Origin of the sequence: Streptomyces sp. NBC_01232, assembly GCF_035989885.1 — a bacterium.
GTDB lineage: Bacteria > Actinomycetota > Actinomycetes > Streptomycetales > Streptomycetaceae > Streptomyces.
This window is the reverse complement of sequence record NZ_CP108518.1, coordinates 3608780-3623354: the sequence shown is the minus strand read 5'-3', so window position 1 is coordinate 3623354 and position 14575 is coordinate 3608780. Positions and strand designations below refer to the sequence as shown.

The following is a 14575-nucleotide window of genomic DNA, read 5'->3' as shown; positions in this document are numbered from 1 at the left end:
CCGGGAGCGGCGAGCGGGGCGGGGTACGCAGAGGGCCCCGGCGGCTGGACGCCGCCGGGGCCCTCGTCATTCACTCCACAGGCTCAGCGGCCCGCGATCGCCCGAAGGCGCAGGAACCGGAGCTCAGCTGCCGGCCGAGAGGTTGCCCGAGAGGACCGGGATGTTGTCCAGGATGTGCGAGAGCGGCTCGTCGCCCTTGGCCTGGGTGGAGTTCTCGGTGCACTGCTGGTTCTGCGGGTTGGACAGGACGTTGATGTCCTGGACGCCGATGTTGAGCGCGGCGATGAGCGACTGGGCGTTGACCTTCGCCGGCAGGCCGATGCAGGGCTTGTTGAGGGTCCCCTGGACCAGGCTGAGCTGCGGGCTCATGTCGCCGGCGGTCTTCTGGTTGCCGTAGATCTGCTGGGCACCGTTGCCGTTGACGGTGTTGACCCCGTTGTCGTTGCCGATGGCCATGGCCGGGGCCGCGGCGGCAGCGCCCGCGCCGATCGCAACGGCGGAGACCGCGGCGGCGGTCATGAACTTCTTGAACATCTTGATCCTTCTGTCGCACGAGTGCCCGCTGATGGAGCGCCCTGGTCAACTGCCCCGTCCGGGGGTTGGTTCCGCTGCTTCACTCAAACGGCCTGCGCGTGTCGAGGTTTTCCCCGGCCCGGGTGAGTGGCCTCCGGACGCGTGCGCGAAGCCCGTACGCAGCCCGCATCCACGCGGGCTCCGGTTGCGCTCCGTGCGAGGTGTTCGCACGGTGGGTGAGGAAGCGGATCGTTCGGGTCCGTTTCCATGTCCCCACCCGAGAAGGAACATCCATGCACCGCACGAAGCCGTCCCGCGCCGCCCGTCTCCTCGTCCCGTCGGCTCTCGCCGTCGTCATACTGTCCGGCGCGGCCACCCCCGCGGGCGCTGCGGACGGCGAGGGCTCCGCGGCCCTCACCGGGCGCGTGGCCTCCGTTCAGCAGCAGGTCGAGAAGATCGAGCAGCGCGCGGCGGCCGCCGGTCCCATCGACGACCTCCTGGCCGGCCTCACCAAGACCCTGGAGGGCCTGCTCGCGTCGCTCGGGGGCCTGCTGCCCGACGGGGTGAAGCTGCCGCCGATCGAGCTGCCGAAGCTGCCGGACCTGAACCTCCCCGACCTGTCCGGGCTCATCCCCCAGCTGCCGCCGGTGGAACTCCCGCCGATCGACTCGGTGGTCCCGCCGGTGGACGGCCTGCCCGAGGTGCCGAACACCCCGGCCATCCCGGACATCCCCGCGATTCCCGGTATCCCGGACATTCCCAGCCTTCCGAAGGGGCAGTAGCAGCCGCGAACCCGTCGGATGGTTACGACAATTGAGCCGAACAGGTCTCATCGTGCGCGTGGCCGTGTCGTCTGGGAAGCTGGACCGTTTCGCTCGGTGTGAGCCCCGGTTCGGGGCAGAACATCGAACAGAAGGTGCACTTCCCATGAACTCTGCCAAGAAGGCCGCCCTGGTCCTGGCCACCGCTGGTCTCGCCGCGGCCGGCGCCGCCGGCTCCGCCGTTGCCGACTCGTCGGCCGAGGGTGCGGCCGTGGGTTCCCCCGGCGTCCTGTCCGGCAACCTGGCCCAGGTGCCGGTGCACATCCCGGTCAACGTCTGCGGCAACACCGTGAACGTGATCGGCCTGCTGAACCCCGCGTTCGGCAACGTCTGCCTCAACCACTGAGGTCGGCCGAACAACCAACTGTGGGCGCCCCGGCCTTGCCGGTGGCGCCCACAGTCGTGTCGGCGGGTGGTCAGCCGGGACGGCTCAGCCCTGGCCGCCGTTGAGCTTCACGCCGCCGAGCATGGGGGACGACTGGGTGGCGCCGTTCGCGAGGCCGAGCACGGTGCCCGGTACGTCGTTGCGGACCTTGTTGACCTTCTGGGCGGTGCCCACGACCTTGTTGACGGTGTCGCCCTGCTCGGCCAGTCCGTTGCCCACGGTCTGCGGGAGGGACTCGGAGACGGGCCCGACGGCGTTCAGCGTCTCGGTCACCCCTCCGGTCAGGCTCATGGGGGGCATCGCGGCCGTGGGCTCGGCGGCGAAGGCGGTGGTGGAGGCGCCGAGCGCGGCGACGGAGCCGACGACGACAGCGGCGACCTTCGTGAGCTTCATAATCGAAATCCTCTTCTTTCGTTGACAGAGGCGTCAGTGGCGACCGTCGCGCCACTTTCGCCCTGGGTAACGATTCCCGGCCGCTGCGGAAACGCGAACGCGCACGCGGTTAAGGACGGGGGCATGACAGCGGCCGGAGAATCCGACGAGGATTCTCCGGCCGATATTCTTCTGATTACCGGTATTGCCGGTCAGGAGATGCGCGACCGCCGGTACAGAATGGCGCCACCCAGGATCAGGGCGGTGGCGAGGGCCGCCGCGGCCGCGGGCTGGCCCGCGCCGGTCTCGGCCAGCATGGGCCCCGTCACGTGCGCCGGAGCGGGGGCCGCCGGCGGCGCGGGAGCGGGCCCCGGGGCCGGGGCGGGGGTCGGCGCCGGGGGGAGCTCGACCGAGGTGTCACCCGCGGGAGGGGCGGGCGGCTGGTCGGCCGGAGGCTGTACGACCTCGGGCGCCGGAGCCGGGTGCTCCACGGGCAGGCTCCCGTGCGGCGGCCCGGGCGCGGGGCCCTCCTCCATCACGGGGGCAGGGCCGGGGGCGGGGGCCGGCAGCGTGTGCGCGGGCTCCTCGGCCGGTGCCGGGGCGGGCTCCGGGGCGGGGAGCGGAACCGGGGCCTCCTCGGCCGGGGGCTGCGGAGCAGGAGGTGCGGGAGGCGCCTCCACCTCCTGGACCGGTTCCGGGGCGGGCAGCGGGGCCGGGTGCTCGTCCACCGGTTCCGGCATGGGGTGCGGCTGCTCGGGCGCCGGCGGAGCGTGGTGCGCCGGCGGGGGCGGCGGAGCGGACCCGGGGTGGTCGTCGCACTCCTCCTCCTTGCCGCGCTCCTCGCCGGGACCGCCGTAACCGCCCTCGTGGCGCGGCTCCTCCTGGCGGGGCTTCGCGTGCCGCGGTCCCTCGCGCCGGGGCCGATCGTGCCCGGCCTGTTCCTGCCGGGGCTGCTCGTACCCGCCCGCGTGGCGCGGCGACTCGTGGCGCTGCGCCGGCACCGCGCGGCGGCCCTCGCGCTCCTCGAGGTAGCGCTCCAGGGCCTCGGCGTTCTCGGGGCTGAGGTAGCGCCCGTAGTCGTGGCCGTCGTCCGTGTGCGAGCCGGTGCTGGTGGCGCACGTATTCCCCATCGCAGGGTTGAGCGCCGCACCACCGTCCACGCTGTTGCCGCACACGTTCGGTGCGAAGGTGATCGGTACCGAGACGCTGTTTCCGGCCAGCACGCCCGGAGAGTGCGAGGCTTCGGCCGTCGCCCCGGGGTGCGCGTAGGCCGCGCCGGTCGCGATCGACAGCAGACTCGACGCGGCTGCTGCTGTGAGCATCCCCTTGCCCAGTACCTGTCGGCTCAGTACCTGTCGCATGGGTCCTTCCCTGTCTACCGGCGCCAGGGCCGGTGTGGAATCGGAGGTGGCCTCGGAGTGCACCGCCGTGCACTCCGAGGCCACTCCGAGGAGGCTTGCCCTTGCGGGCACAAGCGCTTCGTCAGGCGTTGACGCAGGTGTTGCCGAACGCCGGGTTGAGGAGCGCGATGACGTTCACGGTGTTGCCGCAGACGTTGACCGGGACGTGGACCGGCACCTGGAGCAGGTTGCCGGACAGGACGCCGGGGGAACCCACGGCCTTTCCGTCGGCGGCCGCGTCGGCCATGGCGGGGGAGGCTGCACCGGCGAGCATCAGAGCGCCGGCGGCCAGCACCACTGCCTTCTTGTACGTCATTTGATTTCTTTCCTTCCCGCAGAGGCGTGTCCACTGCAGAATTAACAACGAGCGGTCCGGGGAAAAGAAACCGCGTAATTTCGACGGCCTGTCGGTAATTCACCCCGATGCTCGTACCGAAGTCCGGTCCGAATTCTGGGTGCCGACGTATTCATATCGACAATTCCGGTGGCCGGGGAGCTTCCCGGCCTTACATGCGGCGAGGCCGCCGCGACCCGGAGGGTGCGACGGCCTCGCTGGCGCGGGCCTCGGTCAGCTGCCGTTCGAGACGTTGCCGGAGAGGACCGGGATGTTGCTGAGGATGTGCGAGAGAGCCTCGTCGCCCTTGGCCTGGGTGGAGTTCTCGGTGCACTGCTGGTTCTGCGGGCTGGACAGGACCGGGATGTCCTGGACGCCGACGTTGATCAGGGCCAGCACGGACTGCACGTTGGCCTTCGCGGGCAGGGCGATGCAGGGCTTGTTGAACGAGCCCTGGATCAGCGCCATCTGCGGGCTCATGTTGCCGTAGGTCGCCTGGTTGCCGTAGATCTGCGCGGCGTTGTTGCCGTTGGCGGTGTTGATGCCGTTGTCGTTCCCGATGGCCATCGCCTGCGGCGCCATGGCGGCACCGATGCCCACGACCGAGGCGGCAACCGCGGCCGAGGCCATCATCTTCTTGATCATTGTCGTCCCTTTTTTGCAGGATTGCCCGGTAGTGGAGCACCCGGATCAACGCCGCGGTCCCGGTTCGGGTTGCGTGGCTTCACTCGGATGCGGGCGTTTCGGGCAGCACGGTTGACGTCAGGCGTTGATGCAGGTGTTGCCGAACGAGGGGTTCAGCAGGGCGATCACGTTCACGGTGAGGCCGCAGGCGTTCACCGGGACGTCGACGGGCACCTGGAGCAGGTTGCCGCTCAGGACGCCGGGGGACCCGGCGGTGATGCCGTGCGCCGTCGCGCCGTCCCCGCCGTCCGCGGAGGCGAGGCCCGCGCCGCCCATCAGCACTGCGGCGCCCGCCACGGCGACGGTGGTGCCGCGCACCAGCCCCTTCTTCATCTCCGTATTTCCTTTCGGTTCGAACAATGGTGCATCCGATAACGACCCGCCCAGTACGAGGGTGCGTGTTATCGCCCAAAAGGCCGTACGGGCGAGTCCGACGTGATTTCCGGCCCGAGTTCTGACAAAGTTCACTCCTGTTTTGTCCCCTTGATCGAAAATGGAGACAGGGTCATGGGTTCCTCCCGCAGAATCCTCGGCACGCTCGGTCTGCTGTCCTGCCTCACCCTTTCCGTGAACGCCCCGGCGGCATGGGCGGCGGCTCCCGCTCCCAGGGAACTGCCCCGGGTCCCGTTCACCCAGCGTTACCAGGCCGTGCAGCACGGCGGGCTGGTGCGTGCCTCCAACTCCGGAATCAGCTGCCGCAAGGAGCAGTCCCCGCAGGCCGAGCCGTGCGCCGAGGTCAAGAAGGGCGCGGCCGGGGTCAACAGCGACTTCGAGATGTTCTACAGCGAGGTCGACAAGGATCCGGACACCTACAACTCCACCCGGGCCGAGCTCAAGGTCCCGCAGGGCGCGAAGGTCTCGTACGCCCGTCTCTACTGGGGCGGGAACCTGCGGGTGGGCGAGCAGAAGCCGCCGCAGGACAACGGCCGGGTGCTGGTCGCCGAGCCCGGCGGCGCGTACAAGGAGGTCCTGGCCGACACGGTGATGGGCCACCGCACGGACGCGGGCAGTGATGCCTACCAGGCCTCCGCCGATGTGACCCCGCTGGTCCGCAAGGGCGGCGCCGGCATGTGGACGGTGGCCCAGCTCAACATCGCCATGGGCCATTCCGAGGTGGGGGCCTGGGGCGGCTGGACGCTGGTCGTCGCCTACGAGCACCCGCAGGAGCCGCTGCGCCGGATCTCGGTGTGGGACGGCTTCGAGTCGCTCGCCGCCCGTGCCGGTGACGGAACGGTCGAGATCGAGGGGCTGGACGCCCCGGCCGGATCCGCGGGCCGGGCCGGGGTCGTCGCGTACGACGGGGACCGCGGCACCCTCGGGGACTCACTCACCGTGACGGCCGACAGTGGGCGTCGGGTGAGTCTCAGTGACGGAGAAAATCCTTTTAATGATGTTATGAATTCCACGATCACGGAATTCGGCGATCAGTCGTTCGTGCGGCAGCCCGAACATATGAATAATCTCGGATATGACGCGGACGTGTTCGACCTGAGTCCCGCCCTGTCCGGTGGTGCCCGCAGCCTGAGCTTCAGGTTCACGGGTGAAAGTCAGGGTCATTTCCTCGGTGTGCTCTTCGTTCAGACAGACGCGCGCCGCTGAACGCAGGAGACCACTCCACGTGCCCAGTCAACCTCGGGCGGCACAGCCCCCGACCGTCCTCCATCTCGTACAGCCCGTCGACGGCGGTGTGGCCAGGGTCGTCACCGACCTCGTCCGCGCACAGACCGCCGAAGGCCTGCGCGCCGTCGTCGGATGTCCGCCCGGCGGCACGCTCGGCGACACCGCCCGGGCGGCCGGGGCCGAGGTGCTCACCTGGCGCGCCGGGCGGGCCCCCGGGCCCGCCCTGCCCGCCGAGATCATCGGCGCCCGGAAGATGATCCGCCAGGTGCGGCCCGACCTCCTGCACACCCACAGCGCCAAGGCCGGACTGGCCGGACGGCTCGCCGCCCGGGGCACCGTACCCACCGTCTTCCAGCCCCACGCCTGGTCCTTCGACGCGGTCGGCGGCGCCACCGCGGCGCTCGCGCTGCGCTGGGAGCGCTACGGGGCCCGTTGGGCCGACCGGGTGCTCTGCGTCAGCGACGCGGAACGCCGCGCGGGCGAGACCGGGGGGATCACCGCCCGCTGGTCGGTGATCCGCAACGGCGTGGACCTCGACCACTTCCGCCCCGGCGGCCCGGACCCCGACCGGGACCGGGCCCGGGCACGCGCCGAACTGCCGCTGCTCGCCGGGCTCCCCGCCGGCACGCCGCTCGCCGTGTGCGTGGGCCGGATCTGCCCCCAGAAGGGGCAGGACATCCTGCTCAGGGCCTGGCCGGAGCTGCGGGCCGCCGTGCCCGGGGCCCGCCTCGCCCTCGTCGGGGACGGCCCCGACGCCGAACGGCTGCGCCGCGCCGCGCCGCCCGGAGTGCTCTTCGCCGGCGCCGCCGACGACATCCGACCGTGGCTTCGGGCCGCCGATCTCGTTGTACTGCCGTCGCGGTGGGAAGGCATGGCGCTCGCCCCGCTCGAAGCCATGGCCTGTGGCCGCCCGGTCCTGGTCTCCGACGTCAGCGGTGCCAGGGAGAGCCTGCCGCCCGGCCAGGGACGCCTGTGCCTGGTGCCGCCGGAGGACCCGACGGCCCTGGCCGAGTCCCTGCGACGGCTGCTCGCCGAACCGCGGCTCCTCGCCGAACTCGGTGAGCAGGCCAGGCAGCACGCCCGGACCGACTTCGACGTGCAGCGGACCACGGACGCGGTCACCGGCCTGTACCACGAACTGCTGGGCAGGCCCCGGCCCTTGAACCAGGAGCGCATCAGCCGATGACGATGGACAGCGCACCCGCCCGGCACACCGGGCAGGGCGGTACGGGGCCCACCGGTGGCAGCGCCTTCGCGCCCGTGCACCCCGCGGCGGCCCGCCGTTCGGCGACCGCCATCCACCCCCCGCGCGGGCCCAGGACCGGCCAGGCCCGCACCGCCCTGCGCCCGCGGCGGGTCCGCCGCCGCGGGCGCGTGCTCCCGCTGCTCACCGCCGACGCGCTGGCGGCCGTACTCACCGCGACGACCCTGCCCGCAGCGGCGCTGCCCGTCCTGTCCGCGGCCCCCCTCCTGCTCGCCGCGCTGCACGCACAGGCCGGGCTCTACCGGCCGCGGCTCGCACCCTCCGCGCTCCTCGAACTGCCCGTGCTGGCCGGACGGTCCGCCGTCCTGTGGTGCTCGGTCGCCGCCGTCACGGCCGCCGTGGACCCGGCCCGGGCCATGGGCTGGAGCGCGCTGCTCACCGCCGTCTGCCTCCAGGTCGTACTGGCGTGCGCGGGCCGTGGCCTCGCCAACCAGCTCCAGCGCCGTGCGGCGCTGCGGTGGCCCGCCTCCGCCCTCGTCGTCGGACCCGGCGCCGGGGCGAGCGCGGTGGCCGCCGCCCTGCACGGCCGCCCCGAGTTCGGGCTGCGCCCGGTCGGACTTGCGGATCCCGTCGTGGGCTACGCGCCCGCCGAGGGCGACGGCACCCTGCCGCTGCTCTCCACCCACGAGGACATCCGGCGCGCGGTCATCCAGAACTCCGTCGGGCACGCCGTGTTCACCCGCCCCCCGGAGGCCGACGAGCGCACCGCCTCCCTGGTCCGGCTCTTCCACGACCACGGCTGCCGGCTGTGGCTCGCGGACCCGGCCGGCACCGCCAAGGTCACCGGCATGCGGGTGGCGCACCCCGCCGACCAGCTGTGGGGGTACGCCGTGCAGCCGCTGCTGCCGCGCCCGGCCCGGCCGCTGGAGCGCTGGGCCAAGCGGGGCATCGACACCGTGCTCGCCCTGATCGCGCTCCTCGCCGCCGCGCCCGTGATGGGCCTGTGCGCGCTGGCCGTGCGGGTCTGGGACGGGCCGGGAGTGATCTTCCGGCAGGAGCGGGTCGGCCTGTACGGGCGCCCCTTCACCCTGCTGAAGTTCCGTACCCTGCGCGCCGACGCGCACGAGGCCGCCACCCGCTGGACGGTGGCGGGCGATCGCGGGATGAGCCCGGTCGGCTCCTTCCTGCGCAAGTCCTCGCTGGACGAGCTGCCGCAGCTGTGGAACGTCGTTCGCGGTGACATGGCCCTGGTCGGCCCGCGCCCCGAACGGCCCTTCTTCGTCGCCAAGTTCTCCACTGTCCACCCCGGCTACGAGGCCCGGCACCGAATGCCCGTCGGCATCACCGGGCTCGCCCAGATCAACGGCCTGCGCGGGGACACCTCCATCGAGGACCGGGCCCGCTTCGACAACCACTACATCGACACCTGGTCGCTGTGGCAGGACCTGTGGATCCTCGCCCGCACCGCGGCCTCCTTCTTCCGCTTCCGGCTGGGGGGCAGCTGATGAGCCTTGCCCTCCCCGGGCCGTGGACCCGGCCCGGCCTGCCGGGTCTGCTGCGCCGGCACTGGCCGCTGCTGCCGCTCGCCGCGACCGTGCTGTTCCTCCTCGCTCCGCTCCCGGCCGGGGACGCGACCGCCTCCGGGAAGGTCGGCCCGGCCGACGCCGCCTCTCTGCTGCTGGTCCTCGCCTGCGCGGTGCAGGCGCTGCGCGGCCGGGTGCGGCCGCTGAACCCGCTGGGCGTGCTCGTCCTAGGGACGCCGGCCGCGGGCCTCGCGGTCGCCACGATGACCGCGGGTGATCCGTACGCCGCCCTGCCGGGCTTCGTGCGCTACCTCCAGGTCTTCGTCCTCGTCCCGGCGGCCGTGGTGCTGCTGGTGCGCGACGCCGGGGAGTTCCGGCTCGCCGCCGGATGCTTCGTGGTCCTGGCGCTGGTGCAGGGCGCGGTGGGGGTCGTTCAGTACGCCACCCACACCGGGGCCTCGTACCAGGGCGAGGACGTCCGCGCCGTCGGAACCTTCGGCCCCGGTGACGTCATGGGTATGGCCACCGTCGTGGCGTACGGGCTGATCGTGGCGACCGCCGCCGGGCTCGCTCCGGGGCTGCCGCGGCGCCTGCGGCGGATCGCCGCCGGCTGCGCCCTGGCGCTGGTGCTGCCGCTGGTGCTGTCCTTCAGCCGGGGTGCGTGGATCGCCACCTTCGGCGCGGCGGTGCTGGTGATGGCACTGGCCGGGATCGAACGGGCGCTGAAGGTGGTCGCCGCGCTCGCCGCCGCCGGGGTGGTCCTGGTCGGCGGGTTCGGGGTCGGCTCGGAGATGGTCGCCGAGCGGCTGACCTCCATCACCCAGGTCTCCAGCGCCCCCGACCAGTCGGTGACCGACCGCTACACGATGTGGGCCGCGGCCGAGTCGATGTGGCGGGAGCGGCCCGCGGTGGGGGTGGGGCTCAAGGGCTTCCCGGCCCACCGCGACGGGCACGCCTCGCTGGGCCTGTCCTCGGGCAGCGACACCGCCGGCGCGGGGCAGGCGTACCTGCGCCAGCCGCTGCTCTCCCCGCACAACATGTACCTGCTGATCCTGAGCGAGCAGGGCCTGATCGGGCTGCTCGCGCTCGCGGGCGGCTGGGCGGCCCTGCTGGTCGCGGGGCTGCGCAGGCTCGCCTCCGGCGGCGGAGCCAGGGACTGCGGGCTGATCGCGATCGGGCTGTTCGTGTGGCAGCTGACCGACTTCCTCTACGCGGACATCGGGGGGCCGTCCACCGTGCTGACCGGAGTGATCATTGGCCTGGCGGCCTGGTGGGCGCTGCCCTCCCGCGGGACTGCAGGTCCCGGGGCCGCCGCCGGTGCGGGTCCCCTGCGCGGGACGGCCGCGGAGTCCGCAGGCGTCGGCGGTGCGGGTTCACGGGGTAGGTCCCCCGGGGTTGCGGCGCGCCCGTGACGGACACCACGCCCTGGCGGCCCGCCTCCGGCCTCCCGGCCGGGGCGGGCCACGCCCGTGTCCCGGGCGCCCCCGACTCCGGTCCGTCGCGGTTCCCGACGGACCCCGGCTTCGCCGGGCGCCCCGCCGACGGCCCGAACCGGAGCGCAGCTCCCGGCGCGGCCCGGTACCCGCGGACCGCGACCGTGTCCGTGGCCGGACGCCCGGCCGGAGCCGGAGACGCGCCGGTCCCGGCCGACCCCGGCTTCGCCGTCCGCGCGCGGAGCGCCCCCGTCTCCGGGCGGTCCGGCACAGACCCCGGCGCGCCGGGAGCCACGGATCCCGGGTTCGTCGCCGGGGGGCTCCCGGGCGGTGAAGCGGGTGCGCGGGGGCCCGTGTTCGGCTCCGCCGGGTATCCGGGCGGCGCATCGGGCCGGCACAGCGTGCCGGTGGCGGCGCGGGCCATACGCGGCTCCACCGGCGCGGACGGCGCCCCGGCGCGCCATGCCCGCCGCGCGGGCGAGCCGTCCGCGCCGGCCGCCCCCGGCGGAAGCGGACGGCTCCGCCAGGGCCGCCGCGCCGTGGCGAGGTCCGCCGCCCCCGACGGGGGCGGGTCCGGCGAGTCCTCCGCACCCGCCGGAGGCGGGAGCCAGCCGCTCGGACGCTTCCTGGCCAAGGCCGCCGCCGTCACCGCCGGACTCACCGCCGCCGGCGCGGTGTTCGGCCTCGTGCGCGACCAGACCATCGCACACCTCTTCGGGGCCGGGCACGACAGCGATGCCTTCCTGATCGCCTGGACCGTTCCCGAGATGGCCTCGACGCTGCTGATCGAGGACGCCATGGCGCTGCTGATGGTGCCCGCCTTCAGCCACGCCCTGGCCCGGCGTGCCGCCGGCAGGGCCGGTCTCACCCGCCAGGAGGCCCGCCTCCAGGACCCCGTACGGCTCCTGGTGGGGGCGACCCTGCCGCGCCTCGTGCTCCTCCTGGCCGCCGTCGCCTCCGTGCTCATCGTGGCGGCCCCGGCCGTCGTCGCCGTGCTCGCCCCCGGCCTGCCCGATCCCCGGCTGGCCGTCGAGTGCACCCGCCTCACGGCACTGACCGTGCTCTCCTTCGGCGTCGCCGGATACTTCAGCGCCGCGCTGCGGGCGCACCGGTCCTTCCTGCCGCCCGCCGCGATCTACGTGTCGTACAACGTCGGCATCATCGGCACGATGCTGGCCCTGCACGCCGTGTGGGGAGTCCGGGCCGCCGCCGCGGGAGTCGCCGTCGGCGGTCTGCTGATGGCCCTGGTCCAACTGCCCGCCTTCGTGCGCAACGTGGGCTTCCGCCCGCCCCGCGCGAAGAGGACGGCCCCGCGCAGCCAGCGCGACCGGGACCGTCCGACCCTCATCGCCTTCGGGGTCATCGCCCCCGTGATCCTCTTCGCCGTCTTCCGGCAGTCGCAGGTGCTCGTCGAGCGGTTCCTGGCCGCATCCCTGCCCTCCGGGGCGATCTCGCACCTCAACTACGCGCAGAAGGTCGCGCAGATGCCGATGGTGCTCTCGCTGATGATCTGCACCGTCACCTTCCCCGTCGTCGCCCAGGCCATGGCCGGGGGAGAGCGGGAGAAGGCCCGGCAGCGGGTGGAGCAGGACCTCGCGCTGGCCGCGCTCGCCGTTCTGGTGGGCACCGCACTCGTCGTCGGTTACGCGCCCCAGATCATCCAGGTCCTCTTCGAACGCGGCGCCTTCACCCACAAGGACACCCTCGCCACCGCCTCCGTCATGCGGGTCTACGCCGTCGGACTCCTCGGCCACTGCCTCGTCGGAGCACTCTCCCGGCCCTTCTTCTCGACCGCCCGGCCCATCTGGTTCCCGGCGCTCGCGATGGGCGCCGGGCTGCTCGTCAACATCGTGGCCGGAGCCTTCGCCGTCGGCTGGTGGGGCATCTACGGCATCGCCGCCGCCAACGCCGCCGGCATTTCCACCACCGCCGCCCTGCTGCTCACCGGCCTCGGCTCCCGGATCATCGCGATCCAGGTCCGCCGGGTCGCCGGCAGCATCGGCCGGCTCGCCGTGGCCGCCGTCGCCGCCGGTGCCACCGGCTGGATCGCCGGCCCCATGATCCCCGACCCGATGCTCAGCGCCGCCCTCGGCTGCCTGCTGGTCCCGGCCATGTTCGGGGCCACCGGGACGGCCATACGCGCGCTCGAAATCACCGCCCTGCCCGGTCAGATCTCCCAGCTCACGCAGAGGTTCCGCAATGTCCGCTGACACCGACACGGCCCCCGCCGCCGTGGTGGTCCCCGCCCGACGGGCCGCTTCGCCGTGGGTCCTGATGTACCACTCGGTCGCCGAGTTCACCGACCCCGCGGAAGACCCGTACGGGATCACCGTCACCCCCCTCGCCCTGGAGGCCCAGCTGCGGTGGCTGCGCTCCCGCGGGCTGCGCGGGGTGTCCGTCGGCGAACTGCTGCGGGCCCGCGCGGCCGGACGCGGAGCCGGACTGGTCGGGCTGACCTTCGACGACGGCTACACCGACTACCTGACCCACGCGCTGCCGCTGCTGCGCCGCCACGACTGCACCTCCACCCTCTTCGTACTGCCCGGACGGCTCGGCGTGGACAACGTGTGGGACCCGCTGGGCCCGCGCAAATCCCTGCTCACGGCCGAGGGCATCCGCGAGGTCGCCGACGCCGGACAGGAGATCGGCTCGCACGGACTGCTCCACCAGGACCTCACCGCGACCGCCGACGACATCCTCCAGCAGGAACTGCGGGGCAGCCGCGACCTGCTCCGCGAGCTGACCGGCACCCTGCCCGAGGGGTTCTGCTACCCGTACGGGCACCTCGACGCACGGGTCGTCGACGCCACACGGGCCGCCGGATACGGCTACGCCTGCGCCATCGACCCCGGACGGCTCGCGGGCCCGCACGCCCTGCCGCGCACGCACATCAGCCAGGCCGACGGCGGCGCCCGGCTGCGGATCAAGCAGCTCCGCCACCAGGTGCGGGAGCTGCGGCGGGGGGTGCAGCGGTGAAGACGCTCCAGTCGGTCAGGGCACTGCACATCATCACCGGGCTCGGCGTCGGCGGGGCCGAGCAGCAACTGCGCCTCCTGCTGCGGCACATGCCCATGCAGTGCGACGTACTGACGCTGACCAACCCCGGGCCCGTGGCCGAGGGGCTGCGCGCCGACGGGGTCCGGGTCGTGAACCTGGGCATGCGGGGCAACCGGGACCTGGGGGCGCTGCCCCGGCTGGTGAAGTTCATCCGGCGCGGCCGGTACGACCTCGTGCACACGCACCTCTACCGGGCCTGCGTGTACGGGCGCCTCGCGGCCCGCCTGGCGGGGACCGGGGCCACCGTGGCCACCGAACACTCCCTCGGCGAGGGCGAGATCGAGGGCAGGCCGCTGTCGGGCGGTGTGCGCACGCTCTACCTGGCCAGTGAACGCCTGGGCGCGGCCACCGTGGCCGTGTCCGACACCGTGGCCGCCCGGCTGGAGGGCTGGGGGGTGCCGGCCGCGCGGGTGCACGTCGTACCCAACGGGATCGAAGCCGTCCGTTTCCGCTTCGACGAGGGCGTCCGGCGGGCCACCCGGGCCCGGACCGGGCTCCCCGAGCGGGCCTTCGTGGTCGGCGGGGTCGGCCGGCTGGTCCCGGGCAAGCGGTTCGACGTCCTGGTGCGGGCCGTCGCCGCGCTGCCGGGGGCCCACCTGCTGCTGGCCGGGGACGGGCCGGAGCGGGCCGGGCTGCGCCGGCTGGCCGCCGAGCTCGGCGCGCAGAGCCGGATCCACCTGCTGGGGGAGCGGGATCCGCTGGGCGACAGCGCGGACGGCCGTACTCCCGGGATCCCGGCGCTGCTGGCCGCCATGGACGTCTTCGTCTCCCCGTCGCGGGAGGAGGCCTTCGGGCTCGCCGTAGTGGAGGCCCTGGCCGCCGGACTCCCCGTCCTGCACGTGACCTGCCCCGCCATCGACGACCTGCCCGCCGCGCAGGCCCCCGGGGCCCGCCGCATCGGCACCGGCACGGAGGAACTGGTCGCGGCGCTGCGCGGCCACATGGAGGCGGGCGCGCGCCGGCTGCCCCCGCCGCCGGTGGTCCGCCGCTACGACATCGCCCGCAGCGCACAGCAGCTGCTCGACGTGTACGACCTCGCCCTCTCGGCCGCGCCGGGTGCCGGCGGGTCGGCCCGGGGCCGCCGCGCCGTCACCGGCCCGGTGCCCGAGACCGGTGCGGGATCCGGTGCTGGATCCGGAGCCGGCTCCGGTGCCGGCTCCGGGAGCGTCATCGGCGCCCGGCGCGAACCCGTCGGGCCCGGACCGGCGGAGCCGACCGGCACCGGCTGA

Annotated in this window: 15 protein-coding genes; 9 read left to right on the top strand and 6 right to left on the bottom strand. The window is 73.6% G+C overall.

What is annotated here, in order from left to right; translation table 11 throughout:
* Positions 1-123 precede the first annotated feature (123 nt).
* Positions 124-534, bottom strand: a complete 411-nt coding sequence (locus tag OG444_RS16670) for a rodlin (protein ID WP_327262925.1) — start codon at positions 532-534, stop codon at positions 124-126.
* 272 nt (positions 535-806) lie between these two features.
* Here OG444_RS16670 and OG444_RS16665 point away from each other — a divergent pair, with 272 nt between their 5' ends.
* Together OG444_RS16665 and OG444_RS16660 are read left to right on the top strand one after the other, a co-directional pair.
* Positions 807-1295 (top strand): hypothetical protein, encoded by a 489-nt coding sequence (locus OG444_RS16665; RefSeq protein ID WP_327262924.1) that lies wholly within the window; start codon positions 807-809, stop codon positions 1293-1295.
* A 145-nt stretch (positions 1296-1440) separates the two neighbouring features.
* Entirely contained in the window at positions 1441-1680 is a 240-nt protein-coding gene (locus OG444_RS16660) for a chaplin (RefSeq protein WP_327262923.1), read from the top strand.
* Between the two features lie 84 nt (positions 1681-1764).
* On the opposite strand, the gene OG444_RS16655 is transcribed toward OG444_RS16660, so the two are convergent.
* From OG444_RS16655 to OG444_RS16635, 5 genes are all read right to left on the bottom strand, one after another.
* The gene (locus OG444_RS16655; RefSeq protein ID WP_327262922.1) at positions 1765-2112 is read right to left on the bottom strand and encodes a hypothetical protein; all 348 of its coding nucleotides are present in this window, start codon (positions 2110-2112) and stop codon (positions 1765-1767) included.
* A gap of 191 nt (positions 2113-2303) precedes the next feature.
* Positions 2304-3452 (bottom strand): chaplin, encoded by a 1149-nt coding sequence (locus OG444_RS16650; protein WP_327262921.1) that lies wholly within the window; start codon positions 3450-3452, stop codon positions 2304-2306.
* 121 nt (positions 3453-3573) lie between these two features.
* Positions 3574-3807, bottom strand: a complete 234-nt coding sequence (locus OG444_RS16645) for a chaplin (RefSeq protein WP_327262920.1) — start codon at positions 3805-3807, stop codon at positions 3574-3576.
* Positions 3808-4059: 252 nt separating this feature from the next.
* A complete protein-coding gene (locus OG444_RS16640; RefSeq protein ID WP_327262919.1) occupies positions 4060-4470 on the bottom strand; it encodes a rodlin in 411 nt (136 codons plus the stop codon).
* Positions 4471-4587: 117 nt separating this feature from the next.
* Positions 4588-4842, bottom strand: coding sequence for a chaplin (locus OG444_RS16635; RefSeq protein ID WP_327262918.1), 255 nt, complete (start codon positions 4840-4842; stop codon positions 4588-4590).
* Between the two features lie 102 nt (positions 4843-4944).
* On the opposite strand from OG444_RS16635, the gene OG444_RS16630 reads away from it, so the two are divergent.
* From OG444_RS16630 to OG444_RS16600, 7 genes are all read left to right on the top strand, one after another.
* Positions 4945-6108, top strand: a complete 1164-nt coding sequence (locus OG444_RS16630; protein ID WP_327262917.1) for a DUF3344 domain-containing protein — start codon at positions 4945-4947, stop codon at positions 6106-6108.
* A 19-nt stretch (positions 6109-6127) separates the two neighbouring features.
* Positions 6128-7315 carry a glycosyltransferase gene (locus tag OG444_RS16625; protein WP_327262916.1) on the top strand — a complete coding sequence of 396 codons (1188 nt, stop codon included), beginning with the start codon at positions 6128-6130 and terminating at the stop codon, positions 7313-7315.
* Positions 7312-8838, top strand: a complete 1527-nt coding sequence (locus OG444_RS16620; protein ID WP_442810542.1) for an exopolysaccharide biosynthesis polyprenyl glycosylphosphotransferase — start codon at positions 7312-7314, stop codon at positions 8836-8838. The genes OG444_RS16625 and OG444_RS16620 overlap by 4 nt, the downstream gene beginning before the upstream one ends.
* Complete coding sequence (locus OG444_RS16615) at positions 8838-10268, top strand: O-antigen ligase family protein (protein WP_327262915.1); 1431 nt, start codon at positions 8838-8840, stop codon at positions 10266-10268. Before OG444_RS16620 ends, OG444_RS16615 begins: the two co-directional genes overlap by 1 nt.
* A 560-nt stretch (positions 10269-10828) precedes the next feature.
* Positions 10829-12499: a murein biosynthesis integral membrane protein MurJ gene (gene murJ, locus OG444_RS16610; RefSeq protein ID WP_327266812.1), complete on the top strand. Its 1671-nt coding sequence runs from the start codon at positions 10829-10831 to the stop codon at positions 12497-12499.
* Complete coding sequence (locus tag OG444_RS16605) at positions 12489-13265, top strand: polysaccharide deacetylase family protein (protein WP_327262914.1); 777 nt, start codon at positions 12489-12491, stop codon at positions 13263-13265. The genes murJ and OG444_RS16605 overlap by 11 nt, the downstream gene beginning before the upstream one ends.
* Entirely contained in the window at positions 13262-14575 is a 1314-nt protein-coding gene (locus OG444_RS16600; protein ID WP_327262913.1) for a glycosyltransferase, read from the top strand. The genes OG444_RS16605 and OG444_RS16600 overlap by 4 nt, the downstream gene beginning before the upstream one ends.

Excerpts from the sequence above, each read along its gene's own strand:
- OG444_RS16670 (WP_327262925.1), bottom strand. The coding sequence starts at position 534 with ATGTTCAAGAAGTTCATGACCGCCGCCGCGGTCTCCGCCGTTGCGATC.
- OG444_RS16665 (WP_327262924.1), top strand. The coding sequence starts at position 807 with ATGCACCGCACGAAGCCGTCCCGCGCCGCCCGTCTCCTCGTCCCGTCG.
- OG444_RS16660 (WP_327262923.1), top strand. The coding sequence starts at position 1,441 with ATGAACTCTGCCAAGAAGGCCGCCCTGGTCCTGGCCACCGCTGGTCTC.
- OG444_RS16655 (WP_327262922.1), bottom strand. The coding sequence starts at position 2,112 with ATGAAGCTCACGAAGGTCGCCGCTGTCGTCGTCGGCTCCGTCGCCGCG.
- OG444_RS16650 (WP_327262921.1), bottom strand. The coding sequence starts at position 3,452 with ATGCGACAGGTACTGAGCCGACAGGTACTGGGCAAGGGGATGCTCACA.
- OG444_RS16645 (WP_327262920.1), bottom strand. The coding sequence starts at position 3,807 with ATGACGTACAAGAAGGCAGTGGTGCTGGCCGCCGGCGCTCTGATGCTC.
- OG444_RS16640 (WP_327262919.1), bottom strand. The coding sequence starts at position 4,470 with ATGATCAAGAAGATGATGGCCTCGGCCGCGGTTGCCGCCTCGGTCGTG.
- OG444_RS16635 (WP_327262918.1), bottom strand. The coding sequence starts at position 4,842 with ATGAAGAAGGGGCTGGTGCGCGGCACCACCGTCGCCGTGGCGGGCGCC.
- OG444_RS16620 (WP_442810542.1), top strand. The coding sequence starts at position 7,312 with ATGACGATGGACAGCGCACCCGCCCGGCACACCGGGCAGGGCGGTACG.
- OG444_RS16615 (WP_327262915.1), top strand. The coding sequence starts at position 8,838 with ATGAGCCTTGCCCTCCCCGGGCCGTGGACCCGGCCCGGCCTGCCGGGT.
- OG444_RS16605 (WP_327262914.1), top strand. The coding sequence starts at position 12,489 with ATGTCCGCTGACACCGACACGGCCCCCGCCGCCGTGGTGGTCCCCGCC.